We start from the raw sequence: 17,286 nt of genomic DNA on the forward strand, positions 1-17,286 counted from the left end.
GGGCGGCAAACGGGGCCTATCAGTGCCGCGCCAGCTATTGGGGCATCGGCGGTGGGGTAAAGTGCCGGGCGTATTCGAGCATCTCCCGGGGGAAGACCATGTGTTTCACCGCGCTGTCGTCCAGGCCGAACAGGTAGGCCACCGCCGCAGCTTCAAAGGCCCAGTAGCCGAAGTAGGAACCCTCGTCGCCGTACAGGTGGCTGTCGTGCCACGGGGCCTGTTCGAAGGCCTCGTACCACTGGTTGCAGTACTCCACCAGCAGCTCCCGGGGTTCCTCCGGGTCTTCGGTGTAGATGGCCCTGATCAGGGGTGTAGAGACGTGATGGAACCACTGGTCGACGTCTTCACGATCCGGCAGGTAGGCCTTGAGCAGGTCCTCGATCAGGGTGTCCTGGCCGCCAAAGCCGGCACGGTCCTGCAGTAGCACCAGACGCGGTAGCAGGTCGCTGCGTTGCAGCAGGATGCACAGGCTGATCACCTGGACATATTCCTCGTACTCGTCGGGGTAGTCTTCGATGTTCAGCGGCGCGATATCCGGCCGTTCTTCATAAACACCCATCTTGCGCTGGTAGTCCTCGTAGCCTTCGATCACCCCATCCAGCTCCCGGGCCAGTTGCTCCATGGGCGCACCGCCGGTGTAGCCCAGGATCAGGTGCTGCAGGCGCGCGCTGCGCACACTGGAGGCCTTGAGGGAGGCTTCCTGCTCGGGGCTGTCGGCCATCATCGAGTGGGTCTGCCAGTGCGCCTCTTCGCCGGCCAGGCTTTCGAGGAAGTCGTGGTACTGCTTGTGGCTGAGAAACACTTGTCTGCGGTTCATCTCGGTGCCGGGCCTCAGTAGACGGGAATCAGAGTGAAGGGAGCCTTGCGCTGCGAGGTTTCCAGCAGCAGGGTCGCCAGGTCGACTTCGGCGGGATCCAGGTCGAGCTGCTCCAGCTCTTCTTCCAACTGCTGTGGATCCGCGGGCAGGGCAACGATTGGCCGACGCAGGTAGGGGCGCGGGTCTTCGCCGTAGTAGACCTTCACCGGGCCCTCGGGGATGCCTTCCAGGCGGGCAAAACCTTCCTGGTCGAGGTTGCCCTCGGCTTGCGAGCCGTCACTGAACACCGCTCGGTAGGCGGCGCCGGACACCGGCTCCAGGTTCGGGTAGTGCAGGTTCAGCTCCAGCCAGTTGCCCTCACCGGTGAGGTGTTCCAGGCCCTGGTTGACGTCCTGGGCGAGGCTTGCGGCGTCGTGGGCGCCGGGTTGTGGCGCGGCGGTGATGGTCGTTGGGCGCGGTTCCAGGGACGACTGCGGCTTGGGCGCCAGGGCCGGGCCGCGGCTGTGGGCGGCGGCCGAGTTGTTGCGTTGCTCGGCGATCCACGGGGCGATGCGCTCTTGCACCGTCACCATTAGAAATTCGCTGTGTTCGCAGGCTTCGTTGAGGTTGTGCTGCACCAGGCGCTGCTGGGGCGTGAGGCCGTTGAAGGTGCTGGAGGCGCTGACGCCGCGGATGATCTCGGGCAGCTCTTCGGCCAGGCGCACAGGGTCCAGGCACTTTTCCAGCAGTTGTTCGGGGCTGGTTTTCAGGCGGCAGGCCTGCAGGGTGTGGCGAATCAGGTCGAAGAGCTTTTCGGCGTGGCGCTTTGGCGCGCGGTTGATCAGGCGCAGGAGGATCTTCAGGCCTTGTCCGGGGCCTGGGATCCAGCCGATCAGGGCCAGGGCCAAGTCGAAGAAGGCGTCTTCCTCGTCCTTGGGGTTGTTGATGGCGTCCAGTTCGAAGATCGCCTGGATGCAGTCGTAGGCGTTGAGTTCCTGGGTCAGCAGTGGCAGGCGGCCGAGTTCGATGGCCTTGAGCAGTTCGGCCTTGGCCTCTGGGTAGTCGTCGTAATACAGGTCTTCGACCATGACGTGTTCCTTTCCCTGGAAAATTGGAGTGCGGATGCTGAAGGAAACGAGGGGGTGGGGCAAGGGAGTTTGGTTATTTCATGGGGCGAGTGGGATGGGGGCATATCCGGTGCTGCGGGTGCGGCGGCTCAGGGCTTCGCTCATGCAGCGACTTGCTCTGGAAAGCCCGGAATGTGGATCGCTCCGTAGGAGCTGGCTTGCCAGCGAAGGCGTCCGCCAGGGCGACGCATGTCTTGCGGGCTTCTTCGCCGGCAAGCCGGCTCCTACAGGTGTGGGTGGGGCGGTTGTGTTCAGAAGGAGCGGATGATCCGCCCGAGGGTTTCCATGGCCTGTTCCGCGGCGTCGTTCCAGGGGCTGCCGTAGTTCAGGCGGATGCAGTTGCGAAAGCGCTGGGTCGGGGAAAAGATCGGCCCGGGGGCAATGCTGATGCCTTGGGCCAGGGCCATCTGGAACAGTTTCAGCGAGTCCATCTGCGGCGGCAGTTCCAGCCATAGGAAGTAGCCGCCCGCCGGCTGGCTGACCCGGGTCTGGGCCGGGAAGTAGCGGGCGATCGCCGCCAGCATGGCGCTCTGTTGTTCTTCCAGGGCGTAGCGCAGTTTGCGCAGGTGACGGTCGTAGCCGCCGTGCTGCAGGTAGTCGGCAATCGCCGCCTGGGCCGGCATCGAGGCGCACAGTGAGGTCATGAGTTTGAGCCGTTCGATCTTCTGCGCGTAACGCCCGGCCGCCACCCAGCCGATGCGGTAGCCCGGGGCCAGGCTCTTGGCGAAGGAGCCGCAGTGCATCACCAGGCCCTCGGTGTCGAAGGCCTTGGCCGGTTTCGGTGCCTGCTGGCCGTAGTACAGCTCGGCGTAGACGTCGTCTTCGATCAGCGGCACCTGGTGCTGGCGCAACAGCTCAACCAGTTCCTGCTTCTTGGCCTCGGGCATGCTCGCGCCCATGGGGTTCTGGAAGCTGGTCATGCACCAGCAGGCCTTGATCGGGTGCCGCTCCAGAGTCTGGGCCAGGACCCCAAGGTCGATGCCGTCCCGCGGGTGCACGGGAATTTCCACCGCCTTGAGCTTGAGCCGCTCCAGCACTTGCAGGCTGGCGTAGAAGGCCGGGGCCTCGATGGCTACCAGGTCGCCGGGTTCGGTCACCGCCTGCAGGCACAGGTTCAGCGCCTCCAGGGCGCCATTGGTGATCAGCAGCTCCTCCATGGGCAGCATCAGCCCGGCCACCATGTAGCGCAGGGCGATCTGCCGGCGCAGTTGCGGGTTGCCCGGGGACATGTCGGTGACCACCACCCGCGGGTCCATCTCGCGGCTGGCGCTGGCCAGGGAGCGGGACAGGCGTTGCAGGGGGAACAGGGTCGGGCTGGGGAACGCCGAGCCGAAGGGCACGGTGCTCGGATCCTTGATCGAGTCGAGCACCGAGAACACCAGTTCGCTGACATCGACTTCGGTGGATTCGTTGACTTCGCTGCTGATCACCGGCTCGGAGAACGGGCTCGGCGCGTGGGCGTTGACGAAGTAGCCGGAGCGCGGACGGGCGCGGATCAGGCCGCGGCGCTCCAGCAGGTAGTAGGCCTGGAACACCGTCGACGGGCTGACCCCGTAGGTCTGGCTGGCGTAGCGCACCGAGGGCACGCGCTGGCCAGGGCCCAGGACCCCGGAACGGATCAGTTCGGCGATGTCGTCGGCGAATTTTTCGTAGCGTTTCATCTGCGGGGCAAGATCCAGTCTGGTCATCGGGTCTAGGTGTTCAGATTCGCAAGGGAAGGCTCGACGGCCATGGTTGGGCCCATGGCGGTGTCGAGTACAGGGTTCCCGTGGCCGAGGGACGGTAGCAGGCTCCCTGGCCACGGCATTCTAGAGGCTCAGCGGTTCATCGGCGCAACAAAACGGCTCTTGGCGACGGCGTAGACGCTTGGCTCATCGCTGTCGGCGACCTTGAAGCTGATGGCCTGGGAGCTGCTCTGGGCACGGTCCTGGGTCATGGCCACCGAAACCGGCAGGTCGATGATTTCCCCCGGGGCCAGGCTCAGTTCGGTCTTGCCTTGCAGCTCGAAGCCATCGCCGTCCACTAGGGCCAGGCGGTAGTTCTGGCGTTCCTGGGTCTTGTTGATGATCTTCAGGCTGTAGATGTTCTCGATCTGCCCCATGGCGTTCTCGCGGAACAGGCCACGGTCCTTGCTCACGTCCAGGGACACCATCGGCCGTTGCACCAGGGCCAGCACCAGGGCGCCGATCATCACCAGCAGCACCGCGCTGTAGCCCACCAGGCGCGGCCGCAGCAGGTGGGTCTTGCCCCCTTGCAGCTGGTGTTCGGAGGTGTAGGCGATCAGGCCCCGGGCATAGCCCATCTTGTCCATGATCGAGTCGCAGGCGTCGATGCACGCCGCGCAGCCGATGCACTCCATCTGCAGACCGTCGCGGATGTCGATGCCGGTGGGGCAGACCTGCACGCACAACTGGCAGTCGATGCAGTCGCCCAGGCCGACATCGGCGGGCTTCACATCACGCTTGCGCGGGCCACGGCTTTCACCGCGCACCGGGTTGTAGGAGATGGTCAGGGTGTCCTTGTCGAACATCACGCTCTGGAAGCGGGCATAGGGGCACATGTGCATGCACACCGCTTCGCGCAGCCAGCCGGCGTTGATGTAGGTGGCCGCGGCGAAGAACAGCACCCAGAACAGGCTCAGGCCACCGATCTGCAGGGTCAGCAGTTCGTGGGCCAGGGGGCGGATCGGGGTGAAGTAGCCGACGAAGGTCAGGCCGGTGAGCAGGCTGATGCCCAGCCACAGGGTGTGCTTCATGGCCCGGCGGGCCAGCTTGTTCAGGCCCCAGGGCGCGGCTTGCAGCTTGATGCGCTGGTTACGCTCGCCTTCGGTGACCTTTTCGCACCACATGAACAGCCAGGTCCACGAGCTTTGCGGGCAGGTGTAGCCGCACCAGACCCGGCCGGCGAACACCGTGATGGCGAACAGGCCGAAGGCGCAGATGATCAGCAGCGCCGATAGGAGAATGAAGTCCTGGGGCCAGAAGGTCGCGCCGAAGATGTGGAACTTGCTTTCGGCCAGGTCCCAGAGCACCGCCTGGCGGCCACCCCAGTTCAACCAGACCGTGCCGAAGAACAGCAGGAACAGGAAACCCGCGCCGGTCATGCGCAGGGTACGGAACAAACCGGTGAAGCTGCGGGTGTAAACGTGTTTGTCGGTGGTCTTCGACTTCATCTGTTTAGGGGGTGAAGCTTCGAAGGTCTCTACTAATCGGACGGGGATTCTTTCGCTCATGGTCGTTCGCTCATCAGCCTCCATCAGGCCGGGCAACTATGACCACGGATCTGTTTGCATAACAGACTCAGGTATTTGATAAAAAACCGTATCAGATGAGCTTTTTCCGAGCCCCTGCGACAACTTGCTGCACCCCTCCGGCACCCCCGGGGATGGCCGCAAGGGCCTCTGGCACAGGCCTGTGCGGACAGCCCTGATCCAGGTCAGTCAAATCACCGAATCACCCGCGCTGGCCTGCAGATGGCGCTGGCTATGCTTGGAGCTCCAGCGGCGGCCGGGTAGCGGGCGGATCGCCCTTGGGCGGTGCGCTGGTGCCGGGCGGGTCCTGCTCGGGCGGCGGTGGCGGCTCGTTTTGGGGCAAGGGCGGCTGGTCGAGGTTCGGGTCGGGGGTTTCTGCCGGGATCGGGATATTCATCGCTATGGCCTCCTTTGTGCTTGTCGATGCACAGGCTCTTGCGGTGGACCCTGTGCGGACGGATTTGATTCCCGTCGCCTGGCCGAGCAATCGCGCTGAACTTTCGCCGCGGCCTGTGGCTCGGACACTAGGTGCATGGATTCACCGGGGTGCCGCCGACTCCACAACCAGAGCGTCTTGGACGTGTTAGAGGGGTGATGTTCGATGACTGCAGAGAAACCGACAGAACAGCACTGCCAGCAGGCGCAGCTGCCCTTGTCCGAGGCCTTGCTGCTGCCGCGGATCGCCATCGAGAACACCCGTCCGGTGCTCGATGGCGGGCAGTTCGCGGTCAAGGCGGTGGAGGGCCAGGAGGTCGAGGTCACGTGCAAGGTGTTCGCCGACGGTCACGAGCGGCTGGCGGTGCGCGTGCGCTGGCGCAACGAGCGCGAGGAGGTCTGGTTCAGCCAGGCCCTGGAGGATCAGGGCAACGATGGCTGGCTGGGGCGCTTCCCGGTGCCGGTGGTGGGCCGCTACCGCTTCTGCATCGAAGCCTGGATCGATCAGTTCGCCAGCTTCTGTCACGAACTGGAGAAAAAGCACCAGGCCGGGGTGCCGGTGAGCCTGGAGCTGCAGGAGGGGCGCAATCAGGTGCAGCAGGCCGCCGAACGCAGCGAGGGGCCGTTGCGCGAGCAATTGCTGGAATTGCGCCAGCAACTGGCCGGATTGCTGGAGGCCGAGCAGGTGGCGTTGTTTCTCGCTGAGCGCAGCTCCCGGCTGATGGCCGAGGCCGATCACCGTCCCTACCTGAGCCTGAGCCCCGAGTACCCGGTGGATGTGGAGCGCCAGCGCGCGCAGTTCGCCAGCTGGTACGAGCTGTTTCCCCGTTCGATCACCGATGATCCCCAGCGCCACGGTACTTTCGACGATGTCCATGGGCGGCTGTCGATGATCCATGACATGGGCTTCGACGTGCTGTACTTCCCGCCGATCCACCCCATTGGCCGCCGCCATCGCAAGGGCCGCAACAATGCCCTCAGCGCCGCGCCGGACGACCCCGGCAGCCCTTACGCGATTGGCAGCGAGGAGGGCGGTCACGAGGCCATCCATCCGCAACTGGGCAGCCTGGAGGACTTTCGCCGGCTGGTGGCCGCCGCCGCCGACCACGGCCTGGAAATCGCCCTGGACTTCGCCATCCAGTGCTCCCAGGACCATCCCTGGCTGACCGAGCATCCGGGCTGGTTCAACTGGCGGCCGGACGGCACCATCAAATACGCCGAGAACCCGCCGAAGAAGTACCAGGACATCGTCAATGTCGACTTCTATGCCGCCGAGGCCATCCCCGGTCTGTGGCTGGAACTGCGGGACATCGTCCTCGGCTGGGTCGAGGAGGGGGTCAAGCAGTTTCGCGTGGACAACCCCCACACCAAGCCGCTGCCGTTCTGGCAGTGGCTGATCGCCGATGTGCGCGGCCGGCACCCGGAGGTGATCTTCCTCGCCGAAGCCTTCACCACCCCGGCGATGATGGCGCGCCTGGGCAAGATCGGTTACTCCCAGAGCTACACCTACTTCACCTGGCGCAACACCAAGAGCGAGCTGGCCAGCTACTTCAGCGAGCTCAACCAGTCGCCGTGGCGCGAGTGTTTCCGGCCGAACTTCTTCGTCAACACCCCGGACATCAACCCGGGCTTTCTGCATGACTCCGGGCGCGCGGGCTTTCTCATCCGCGCGGTGCTGGCCAGCATGGGCTCCGGGCTCTGGGGCCTGTACTCCGGGTTCGAGCTCTGCGAGTCGGCGGCGCTGCCGGGCAAGGAGGAATACCTGGATTCGGAGAAATACCAGATCCGCCCCCGGGACTTCAGCGCCCCGGGCAACATCATTGCCGAGATCGCCCAGCTCAACCGCATCCGCCGGCAGAACCCGGCACTGCACAGCCACCTGGGGCTCAAGCTGTACAACGCCTGGAACGACCAGATCCTGTATTTCGGCAAGCGCAGCCGCGACGGCGGCAACTTCGTGCTGGTGGCGGTCAGCCTCGATCCGTTCAACCCGCAGGAGGCTCACTTCGAGCTGCCGCTGTGGGAAATGGGGCTGCCTGACGACGCCCAGACCCAGGGCGAAGACCTGATGAACGGCCACCGCTGGACCTGGCACGGCAAGACCCAGTTCATGCGCCTGGAACCGCCGCAGCCCTTCGGCATCTGGCGCATCAGTCCCCTGTAGGAGCCGGCTTGCCGGCGAACAGGCCTTTGAGCCTTGCGCCGGGCTGGCTGACGCCTTCGCTGGCGAGCCAGCTCCTGCGGTTGTCGTGGCGCATCGGCGGGTGCGTCGGCGCCCATTGATTTTTTCAGGAGTCGGACATGGCCAAGAAATCCCGCACCGCGACCTTCACCAAGGACCCGCTCTGGTACAAGGACGCAGTGATCTATCAGGTGCACGTGAAGTCGTTTTTCGATGCCAACAACGATGGAATCGGCGACTTTTCCGGGCTGATCGCCAAGCTCGACTACATCAGGGACCTGGGGGTCAACACCCTCTGGCTGTTGCCGTTCTACCCCTCGCCACGGCGCGACGATGGCTACGACATCGCCGAATACCGCGGGGTCAGCCCCGACTACGGCACCCTGGCCGACGTCCGGCGCTTTATCGCCGAGGCCCACAAGCGCGAGCTGCGGGTGATCAGCGAACTGGTGATCAACCACACCTCGGACCAGCACCCCTGGTTCCAGCGGGCGCGCAAGGCCAAACCGGGGTCGGCGGCGCGCAATTTCTATGTGTGGTCCGATGACGACCAGAAGTACGCCGGCACCCGGATCATCTTTCTCGACACCGAGAAGTCCAACTGGACCTGGGACCCGGTGGCCGGCCAGTACTTCTGGCACCGCTTCTATTCCCACCAGCCGGACCTCAACTTCGACAACCCCCAGGTGATGAAGGCGGTGCTGTCGGTGATGCGCTACTGGCTCGACATGGGCATCGACGGCCTGCGCCTGGACGCCATTCCCTACCTGATCGAGCGCGATGGCACCGACAACGAGAACCTTCCGGAAACCCACGACGTGCTCAAGCGCATTCGCGCCGAGATCGACGCCCACTACCCGGACCGCATGCTCCTGGCCGAGGCCAACCAGTGGCCCGAGGACACCCGGCTGTACTTCGGGCAGGCCGGCAACGGCGCCGACGGCGACGAGTGCCACATGGCCTTTCACTTCCCGCTGATGCCGCGCATGTACATGGCCCTGGCCCAGGAAGATCGCTTCCCGATCACCGATATCCTGCGCCAGACCCCGGAGATCCCGGCCCACTGCCAATGGGCGATCTTCTTGCGCAACCACGATGAGCTGACCCTGGAGATGGTCACCGACCAGGAGCGCGACTACCTGTGGAACTACTACGCCGCCGACCGCCGGGCACGGATCAACCTGGGTATCCGCCGGCGTCTGGCGCCGCTGATGGAGCGCGACCGGCGGCGCATCGAGCTGCTCAACAGCCTGCTGTTGTCGATGCCCGGCACGCCGACCCTGTATTACGGCGACGAGATCGGCATGGGCGACAACATCTACCTGGGGGACCGCGACGGCGTGCGCACGCCGATGCAGTGGTCCATCGACCGCAATGGCGGTTTCTCCCGGGCCGACCCGGCCAGCCTGGTGCTGCCGCCGATCATGGATCCGCTGTATGGCTATCAGTCGGTCAATGTCGAGACTCAGTCCGGCGATCCTCACTCCCTGCTCAACTGGACCCGGCGCATGCTGGCGGTGCGCAAGCAATCCAGGGCCTTTGGCCGTGGCAGCCTGAAGATGCTGTCGCCGAGCAACCGACGGATCCTGGCCTACACCCGGGAATACACCGACGCCGACGGCCATCAGCAAATCATCCTGTGCGTGGCCAACGTCTCGCGCAGTGCCCAGGCTGCGGAACTGGACCTGTCGGCATTCGCTGGCAGGGTTCCGGTGGAAATGCTCGGCGGCAATGCCTTCCCGCCCATCGGCCAGTTGCCCTTTCTGCTGACCCTGGCGCCCTACGGTTTCTACTGGTTCGTCCTGGCCGCCGAGCAGCAGATGCCCAGCTGGCACGTGGAGCCGGCGCAGAGCCTGCCGGACTTTTGCACCCTGGTGCTGAAAAAACGCCTCGAAGAATTGCTCGAAGCACCGTCGCGCACCACCCTGGAGCACGAAGTGCTGCCCCTCTGGCTGCCCAAGCGCCGCTGGTTCGCCGGCAAGGACGGCGCCCTGCAGGCGCTGCGCATCGCCTACGCCGTGCGCTTCGGCGACCCTCGGCATCCGGTGCTGCTCGGCGAGATCGAGGTCAGCCGCGACGGCCAGTCCGAGCGCTATCAGTTGCCCTTCGGCCTGCTCGGTGAAGAGCCTTCCGGCAGTGCCTTGGCCCAGCAACTGGCCATGGCCCGGGTGCGCCGCGGGCGCCAGGTCGGGCTGATCACCGATGCCTTCGTTCTCGACAGTTTCGTGCGCGACGTGCTCCAGGCCCTGCAGGCCCGCACCCGGCTGACAAGCGAGGCCGGGCAGATCCGCTTCGAGGGCAGCCCGGCCCTGGACGGGCTGGGCCTGGGGGCCGAGTCCGAGGTGCGCTACCTGTCGGCGGAGCAGTCCAACAGTTCGGTGGTGGTGGGTGGCAGCCTGGTGCTCAAGCTGCTGCGCCGGGTGTCCGCCGGCGTGCATCCGGAACTGGAAATGGGCGCCTTCCTCACCCGTGCCGGGTTCGGCCATATTTCGCCCTTGCTGGGCTCGGTGGTGCGCCGTGATGAGCAGGGCGAGGATCATCTGCTGATGATCGCCCAGGGCTACCTGAGCAATCAGGGGGATGCCTGGGAGTGGACCCAGAACAACCTGGAACGGGCCATCCGCGATGAGCTGGCGGACGCCATGTCCGAGCAGGAGCAGCATTACCACGCCCTTGGCGAACTGCGGCAGTTTGCCGGGCTGCTGGGCCGGCGCCTGGGAGAAATGCACCTGTTGCTGGCGGCCCCGGGCAGCGGCCCGGACTTTGCACCGCAAGTGAGCACGCTCAAGGACACCCAGGCCTGGAATCGGCAGGTGGCCGGGCAAGTGGAACGAGGGTTGCAGTTGCTCACGCAGCATCAAGGTGCACTGAGCACCCAGGACCGGCAGTGGGTGAGTCGATTGTTGCAGCACAAGGCGCAGATCCTCGGTCATATCCGGCAGTTGGCCAAACAGCTGGTGGGTGGCCTGCGCATCCGGGTCCATGGCGACTTGCACCTGGGCCAGGTGCTGGTGGTCAAGGGCGACGCCTACCTGATCGACTTCGAGGGCGAGCCGGCGCGGTCCCTGGCCGAGCGCCGGGGCAAGCACAGTCCGTACAAGGACGTCAGCGGGGTGTTGCGCTCCTTCGACTATGCCGCGGCCATGGCCCGCGAGGCGCCGCTGGTCGATGGCTCGCCGGCGGCCGCGGCGGCGCGGGAGCGGGTGCTGCGGCGTTACCTGGAGCAAGCGCGGCAGGCCTTTGTCCAGGCGTATCGGCTGGCGACGGCTACGCTTGCCCATGGCTGGCAGGAACCGGGCGCCGCGGATGCCGCCCAGGCCCTGTTCAGCCTGGAAAAGGCCGCCTATGAGGTGGCCTATGAAGCGCAAAACCGGCCCACCTGGCTGCACGTGCCTTTGCACGGCCTGGTGGGGTTGTTGAGTGAGCTGCAAGCTTTTTCCGAACTTGAGCGTGGTGGAGAGCAGTCATGAGTGTCTCGAACAAGGAACAGGGAAAGCCCACAGCGGCATTGCTGCCCTCGGCCAAGGCCATCGAAGCCCTGGTACGGGCGGAACATCAGGACCCGTTCGCCATTCTCGGCCCTCACGGCGACGGCGCCGGCGGCCAGTTCATCCGCGCCTTTGTGCCCGGGGCGCTGAGTGTTCAGGTACTGGACCGGGATCAGCAGCAGGTGCTGGGCAGCCTGCAGGCCGCCGAGGCGCCGGGGCTGTTTGTCGGGCATTTCGACGACTGCCGGGCCTACCTGCTGCGGGTGCAGTGGGCCGGTGGCGAGCAGGTCAGCGAGGATCCCTACAGCTTCGGCCCATTGCTGGGGGAGATGGACCTGTACCTGTTCGCCGAAGGCAATCACCGCGATCTGAGCGCCTGTCTCGGAGCCCAGGTGATGTGCGTGGACGGCGTCGCCGGGGTGCGCTTCGCGGTCTGGGCGCCCAATGCCCGGCGCGTCTCGGTGGTGGGGGATTTCAATATCTGGGACGGGCGCCGTCACCCGATGCGCCTGCGCCATCCCTCCGGGGTCTGGGAGCTGTTCATCCCACGGCTGCAGGCCGGCGAAGCCTACAAGTACGAGATTCTCGGAGCCCAGGGCATCCTGCCGCTCAAGGCCGATCCCATGGCCCTAGCCACGCAACTGCCGCCGGATACCGCCTCGCGGGTCGCCGAGCCGCTGGATTTCGACTGGCAGGACCAGTCGTGGATGGCGCAACGCGGCCAGTTGCAGCGGCCCGACGCGGCACTGTCGATCTACGAGCTGCACGCCGGCTCCTGGCAGTGCGAGGTGGACGACCTGGGGGAGGTGGCCCGCCAATACAGCTGGGCCGAGCTGGCCGAGCGGCTGATTCCCTACGTCAAGGACCTGGGCTTCACCCATATCGAACTGATGCCGATCATGGAGCATCCCTTCGGCGGCTCCTGGGGCTACCAGCCGCTGTCGCAGTTCGCCCCCAGCGCCCGCTATGGCAGCCCGCGGGATTTCGCCGCCTTTGTCGATGCCTGCCACCGGGCGCAGCTCGGGGTGATCCTCGACTGGGTGCCGGCGCATTTTCCCACCGATGCCCACGGCCTGGCGCAATTCGACGGCACCGCACTGTATGAATACGGCAATCCCCTGGAAGGTTTCCATCAGGACTGGGACACCCTGATCTACAACCTCGGGCGCAGCGAAGTGCACGGTTTCATGCTGGCTTCGGCGCTGCACTGGCTCAAGCACTTCCACGTCGACGGCCTGCGGGTGGACGCCGTGGCCTCGATGCTCTACCGCGACTATTCGCGCAAGGCCGGGGAATGGGTGCCCAACCGCCATGGCGGTCGCGAGAACCTGGAGGCCATCGATTTTCTGCGCCACCTCAACGACGTGGTGGCTCTGGAAGCGCCAGGGGCCCTGGTGATCGCCGAAGAGTCCACGGCCTGGCCCGGGGTCAGTCGGCCCACCGACCAGGGCGGCCTGGGCTTTGCCTACAAATGGAACATGGGCTGGATGCACGATTCGTTGCACTACATCCAGCAGGACCCGGTGTACCGCGCCCATCACCACAACGAGCTGAGTTTCGGCCTGGTATACGCCTGGTCCGAACGCTTCATCCTGCCGATCTCCCATGACGAGGTGGTGCACGGCAAACATTCGCTGATCGACAAGATGCCCGGCGACCGCTGGCAGAAGTTCGCCAACCTGCGGGCCTACCTGAGCTTCATGTGGACCCATCCGGGCAAGAAGCTGCTGTTCATGGGCTGCGAGTTCGGCCAGTGGCGCGAGTGGAACCATGATCAGCAACTGGACTGGTACCTGTTGCAGTACCCCGAGCACCGTGGGGTGCAAAGGCTGGTGAAGGACCTCAACCAGCTGTATCGCCAGTACCCGGCGCTGCATGACCAGGACCACGTGCCCCAGGGCTTCCAATGGCTGATTGGCGATGACGCGATCAACAGCGTCTATGCCTGGCTGCGCTGGAGCCGCAATGGCGAACCGTTGCTGGTGGTGGCCAACTTCACTCCGGTGCCGCGCCAGGCCTACCGGGTCGGCGTGCCCCAGGCCGGGCGCTGGAGCGAACTGCTCAACAGCGATTCGCAGCTGTATGCCGGCTCCAACTATGGCAACGGCGGCGAGGCGTTCAGCGAAGAGCAGGGCAGCCATGGCCAGGCCCTGTCCCTGGTGCTCAACCTGCCGCCCCTGGCGGTCCTGGTCCTGCGTCCCGACACCGGCAATACCCCGTAGAAGCGGGTCATTGCCCGCGCAACCGTGGCTTGCCGGCAAGCAGGCCACACTCTACATCAGGATGATCTCGTAGGGCAGGCGCAGGCGTTCCAGCAGCACCGGCGACAGCGAAGGCTCCAGGCCGATCTCCGGCTCGCCCTGCAACTGGCTGGCATAGGCGTGGGCGGCATGCCGCTTGCGGGCCACGGTCCAGGTGTCCAGGCGCAGCTTGCGGGCCCGTTGCCAGGGGATCTGATGCTCCTCCCGCGACGACCAGTGCCAGGCCCACAGCGGAATTTCGTAAAAGCGCGCGCCCACCAGGGCCGCCGCCTTGGCGGTCGCTCGGCCGACCGCCTCGTGATCGAGGTTGCCGTCGGCGCGCCAGGTGCTGAACACCACATCGCTGTCGCGCAGGTAGCGGCTGATGAAGGGCACCAGCTGCTGCTCGCGCCCGCTCAGGGCGTTGTCGGCAAAGCCGCCGCGAATCCACTTCAGGCTGTGCAGCGGCAAGCCCAGGCGGCGCAGGGCTTCGGCGCTTTCCTGGGGGCGAAACACGCTGAGGCGGCGCTTGGGCCAGCGTTCCGAACCCGGGTGGCTGGCGCTGCCGTCGCTGATGGAGATCAACTGCAAAGGGTGGCCGTGATGGGCCAGTACCTGCAGCAGTCCGCCGCTGGCGACCACCTCGTCTCCGGGGTGGGGGGCGACGATCACCGCCCGTGAGCCTGGCGGCACCAGATTGGCCAGGTTGATGGCCGGGACCTCGGCCAGTTGGCGGGCGCTGTTCCATATCTGGCTGGGCCAGCTGCTGTCTATTGCGGGTATGGCTTTCATGAAGTGTCACGTCCCTGTTGGTCGGGTCACGGCCTGGGCGGTTGAACAACCGTCGAGTCATGCCCTGGGTTTGTCCGCACGCTGATTCCATGGCATCTGCCTCAGCGTGAAGTACCGGCGCCCCATCCCTTTGGGGCGCCGCGATCCGAGGCTCATCATACACGTCCTGAAACCGCCCACGCAGGGGCGGCCCAGGCTCGTTGCAACATTACGAACCCTGTCACAGGGTAGACGGCAATTGTTCCCCCGAGGAGGCCATGAGACGAACGTCGTGCTTTGTTTCAGCGCCCTGCAAGGCTGCACCAGGCTTTACCGGGCATCGCCAAAGCCGCCCGGGGGCGGCGGGGAGCCCCAGGTGGTGCCGGGGGCGAAGGCGCAGTAAGGCTTGCGGGTCGATTTCAGTCCTCTTCCTCGTGCTGCAACTCGAACAGCAGCAGCGAACGCCCGGTCACCGAATAGCTGTGGCCGAAGGCGAAGCGCTCCTGGCCGTGCACCGCTGGCTGATGGGTGTCGAGCATGCAGCTCCAGAACTCGCCGGCCGGAACCTCGGGCAGGCGGAAATTGACGATGTCGTGATGGGCATTGACCACCAGCAGCAGCGTGGCGTCGGCCCCGGGGCGCAGGATCCCGGTTTCCTGGGCGCGGCCGTCCAGCAGCATGCCCAGGCAACGGCCGTGGGGGTCTTGCCATTGTTCGGTGCTCATCTCGTTGCCGTCCGGGGCCAGCCAGGTGACGTCCTTGACCCCGAGGTCTTCGTTGTAGCTGCCCACCAGGAAGCGCCCGCGACGCAGGATCGGGTAGTTCAGGCGCAGTTTGATCAGGCGCTTGACGAACTTGAGCAGCGCCTTGCCGTCGGCGTCCAGCTCCCAGTTGACCCAGCCGATCTCGCTGTCCTGGCAGTAGGCGTTGTTGTTGCCGTGCTGGGTGCGGGCGAACTCATCGCCGGCCACCAGCATCGGCGTGCCCTGGGCCAAGAGCAGGGTGGCGAAGAAGTTGCGCATCTGGCGCAGGCGCAGGGCGTTGATCTCGGGGTCGTCGGTGGGGCCTTCGACGCCATGGTTCCAGGACAGGTTGTTGTCGCTGCCGTCCTGGTTGTTCTCGTCGTTGGCCTGGTTGTGCTTGTCGTTGTAGGACACCAGGTCACGCAGGGTGAAACCGTCGTGGGCGGTGACGAAGTTGACCGAAGCGTAGGGCCGGCGGCCGCGCTGGTTGAACATCTCGCCGGAGGCGGTCATGCGCCCGGCGAAGCCCGCCAACTGGCCGTCGTCGCCTTTCCAGAAGGCGCGCACGGTGTCGCGGAAACGGTCGTTCCATTCCACCCAGCCCGGCGGGAAGCGGCCCACCTGATAACCGCCGGGGCCGCAGTCCCAGGGCTCGGCGATCAACTTGACCTGGCGCAGCACCGGGTCCTGGCGGCAGGCCACGAGGAAGCTGTGGCGCTCGTCGAAACCCGTGTGGTAACGGCCGAGGATGGTTGCCAGGTCGAAGCGGAAGCCGTCCACGTGCATTTCCGTGGCCCAGTAGCGCAGGGAGTCGGTGACCATCTGCAGCACGCAGGGATGACTCAGGTCCAGGGTGTTGCCGGTGCCCGAATCGTTGATGTAAAAGCGCTTGTCGTCGGGCATCAGGCGGTAGTAGGAGGCGTTGTCGATGCCGCGCATGGACAGGGTCGGGCCTTGTTCGTTGCCTTCGGCGGTGTGGTTGTAGACCACGTCCAGCAGCACTTCCAGCCCGGCCTCGTGCAGGTGCGCGACCATTTCCTTGAATTCGGCGATCTTGCCGCTGGCCAGGTAGCGTGGGTCCGGGGCGAAGAAGGCGATGCTGTTGTAGCCCCAGTAGTTGGTCATGCCCTTGTGCAGCAGGTGCTGATCGTTGACGAAGGCGTGGATCGGCAGCAGCTCCACCGACGACACCCCCAGCTTGCGGATGTGCTCCAGCACCTCGTCGACCATCAGCCCGGCAAAACTGCCCCGCAGGTGCTCCGGCACCGCGGGGTGGCGCATGGTGAAGCCGCGCACATGAGTCTCGTAGATCAGGGTCTTGTCCCAGGGCACCTTGATCTGCTGGTCATGGCCCCAGGTGTGGGCCGGATCGATGACCTTGCACTTGGGCACGAAGGGCGCGCTGTCGCGCTCATCGAAACTCAGGTCGGCGTCCGGGTGACCGATGGTGTAGCCGAACAGCGCCTCGGACCATTTCAGTTCCCCCACCAGTTGCTTGGCATAGGGGTCGATCAGCAGTTTGTTGGGGTTGAAGCGGTGGCCGTTGGCCGGGTCGTAGGGGCCATGCACCCGGTAGCCGTAGATCAGCCCCGGGTGCGCGTCGGGCAGGTAGCCGTGGAAGATCTCGTCGGTGTATTCCGGCAGTTCGATACGTTCCAGTTCCACCTCACCGGTGGCGTCGAACAGGCACAGTTCAACCCGCGTGGCGTTGGCCGAGAACAGCGCGAAGTTGACGCCCAGGCCATCCCAGGTGGCGCCCAGGGGGAAGGGCAGGCCTTCACGGATGCGCGAGGGTTCGTGTTCGGGAGTCTGCTTGGATCGGCTCATGGTTGCTCCTGCAGGTCTGATGACAAGGGCTGATACCGGTGTTCCCCTACCCGTGTTCCCCCGACTTTTTCCGGGCCAAGCAAGCCCCTCGTGGCGCCAGGACGCGCCACTGGTCGACGGTGGTCAACGGGTTGGCAATGGCGTCAGTGGGCGGGTGGCTTGCGCGGGGCCCGAGGTTTCTTCGGCGCCGGCTTCTCGCCCGGAGGCAGGACCACGGCGGCGGCCGGCTTGGCCTTGGGCTTGGCGGCGGTCCGGGTCCTGGGCTTGGCGACCTTGGCCGGGGGCGGCGGCGCCAGGGCTTCGGCCTCGGCCAGCTTGCGCGCCATCTCCCAGTGCCGGGCTTCCTGGCCGTGGGGTTGGCCTTCCGATTCCCAGATCTGATAGGCGAATTCACGAATGCGTTTGTCGTCGGTACTCATCGCAATGC

Annotated in this window: 11 protein-coding genes; 3 read left to right on the forward strand and 8 right to left on the reverse strand. The window is 65.5% G+C overall.

Annotation, left to right across the window (positions count from 1 at the left end; genetic code table 11):
- Window positions 1-34: 34 nt before the first annotated feature.
- The 5 genes from BLV47_RS14240 to BLV47_RS36225 form a co-directional block, all read right to left on the reverse strand.
- Window positions 35-817 carry a PoNe immunity protein domain-containing protein gene (locus BLV47_RS14240; protein ID WP_092314548.1) on the reverse strand — a complete coding sequence of 261 codons (783 nt, stop codon included), beginning with the start codon at window positions 815-817 and terminating at the stop codon, window positions 35-37.
- Window positions 818-831: 14 nt separating this feature from the next.
- Window positions 832-1,884, reverse strand: a complete 1,053-nt coding sequence (locus BLV47_RS14245; RefSeq protein ID WP_092314551.1) for a hypothetical protein — start codon at window positions 1,882-1,884, stop codon at window positions 832-834.
- Between the two features lie 290 nt (window positions 1,885-2,174).
- The gene (gene mapR, locus BLV47_RS14250; RefSeq protein WP_047304573.1) at window positions 2,175-3,584 is read right to left on the reverse strand and encodes a GntR family transcriptional regulator MpaR; all 1,410 of its coding nucleotides are present in this window, start codon (window positions 3,582-3,584) and stop codon (window positions 2,175-2,177) included.
- 155 nt (window positions 3,585-3,739) lie between these two features.
- On the reverse strand, window positions 3,740-5,155 hold the full coding sequence (gene ccoG, locus BLV47_RS14255) for a cytochrome c oxidase accessory protein CcoG (RefSeq protein WP_092314553.1): 1,416 nt from the start codon (window positions 5,153-5,155) through the stop codon (window positions 3,740-3,742).
- Between the two features lie 250 nt (window positions 5,156-5,405).
- Window positions 5,406-5,570, reverse strand: coding sequence for a hypothetical protein (locus BLV47_RS36225; RefSeq protein ID WP_167365663.1), 165 nt, complete (start codon window positions 5,568-5,570; stop codon window positions 5,406-5,408).
- Between the two features lie 204 nt (window positions 5,571-5,774).
- On the opposite strand from BLV47_RS36225, the gene BLV47_RS14260 reads away from it, so the two are divergent.
- The 3 genes from BLV47_RS14260 (at window position 5,775) to glgB (ending at window position 13,500) form a co-directional block, all read left to right on the forward strand.
- Window positions 5,775-7,772 (forward strand): alpha-1,4-glucan--maltose-1-phosphate maltosyltransferase, encoded by a 1,998-nt coding sequence (locus BLV47_RS14260; protein ID WP_092314555.1) that lies wholly within the window; start codon window positions 5,775-5,777, stop codon window positions 7,770-7,772.
- 137 nt (window positions 7,773-7,909) lie between these two features.
- Complete coding sequence (gene treS, locus BLV47_RS14265; RefSeq protein WP_092314557.1) at window positions 7,910-11,260, forward strand: maltose alpha-D-glucosyltransferase; 3,351 nt, start codon at window positions 7,910-7,912, stop codon at window positions 11,258-11,260.
- A complete protein-coding gene (gene glgB / locus BLV47_RS14270) occupies window positions 11,257-13,500 on the forward strand; it encodes a 1,4-alpha-glucan branching protein GlgB (protein ID WP_092314559.1) in 2,244 nt (747 codons plus the stop codon). Before treS ends, glgB begins: the two co-directional genes overlap by 4 nt.
- Before the next feature lie 51 nt (window positions 13,501-13,551).
- Here the strand turns inward: glgB and BLV47_RS14275 are convergent, their stop codons facing one another.
- The 3 genes from BLV47_RS14275 to BLV47_RS14285 form a co-directional block, all read right to left on the reverse strand.
- Complete coding sequence (locus BLV47_RS14275) at window positions 13,552-14,310, reverse strand: PIG-L deacetylase family protein (protein ID WP_092314561.1); 759 nt, start codon at window positions 14,308-14,310, stop codon at window positions 13,552-13,554.
- Window positions 14,311-14,708: 398 nt separating this feature from the next.
- Window positions 14,709-16,859 (reverse strand): glycogen debranching protein GlgX, encoded by a 2,151-nt coding sequence (gene glgX, locus BLV47_RS14280; RefSeq protein ID WP_092314564.1) that lies wholly within the window; start codon window positions 16,857-16,859, stop codon window positions 14,709-14,711.
- Between the two features lie 143 nt (window positions 16,860-17,002).
- A complete protein-coding gene (locus BLV47_RS14285; protein WP_092314566.1) occupies window positions 17,003-17,278 on the reverse strand; it encodes a DUF2934 domain-containing protein in 276 nt (91 codons plus the stop codon).
- Between the last annotated feature and the right edge of the window lie 8 nt (window positions 17,279-17,286).

Origin of the sequence: Pseudomonas saponiphila, assembly GCF_900105185.1 — a bacterium.
Lineage (GTDB): Bacteria > Pseudomonadota > Gammaproteobacteria > Pseudomonadales > Pseudomonadaceae > Aquipseudomonas > Aquipseudomonas saponiphila.

What these genes read in the sequence shown, in the direction of transcription:
- BLV47_RS14240 (WP_092314548.1), bottom strand. Translation starts at nt 817, where the DNA reads ATGAACCGCAGACAAGTGTTTCTCAGCCACAAGCAGTACCACGACTTC.
- ccoG (WP_092314553.1), bottom strand. Translation starts at nt 5,155, where the DNA reads ATGAGCGAAAGAATCCCCGTCCGATTAGTAGAGACCTTCGAAGCTTCA.
- mapR (WP_047304573.1), bottom strand. Translation starts at nt 3,584, where the DNA reads ATGAAACGCTACGAAAAATTCGCCGACGACATCGCCGAACTGATCCGT.
- BLV47_RS14245 (WP_092314551.1), bottom strand. Translation starts at nt 1,884, where the DNA reads ATGGTCGAAGACCTGTATTACGACGACTACCCAGAGGCCAAGGCCGAA.
- glgX (WP_092314564.1), bottom strand. Translation starts at nt 16,859, where the DNA reads ATGAGCCGATCCAAGCAGACTCCCGAACACGAACCCTCGCGCATCCGT.
- BLV47_RS36225 (WP_167365663.1), bottom strand. Translation starts at nt 5,570, where the DNA reads ATGAATATCCCGATCCCGGCAGAAACCCCCGACCCGAACCTCGACCAG.
- BLV47_RS14285 (WP_092314566.1), bottom strand. Translation starts at nt 17,278, where the DNA reads ATGAGTACCGACGACAAACGCATTCGTGAATTCGCCTATCAGATCTGG.
- glgB (WP_092314559.1), top strand. Translation starts at nt 11,257, where the DNA reads ATGAGTGTCTCGAACAAGGAACAGGGAAAGCCCACAGCGGCATTGCTG.
- BLV47_RS14260 (WP_092314555.1), top strand. Translation starts at nt 5,775, where the DNA reads ATGACTGCAGAGAAACCGACAGAACAGCACTGCCAGCAGGCGCAGCTG.
- BLV47_RS14275 (WP_092314561.1), bottom strand. Translation starts at nt 14,310, where the DNA reads ATGAAAGCCATACCCGCAATAGACAGCAGCTGGCCCAGCCAGATATGG.
- treS (WP_092314557.1), top strand. Translation starts at nt 7,910, where the DNA reads ATGGCCAAGAAATCCCGCACCGCGACCTTCACCAAGGACCCGCTCTGG.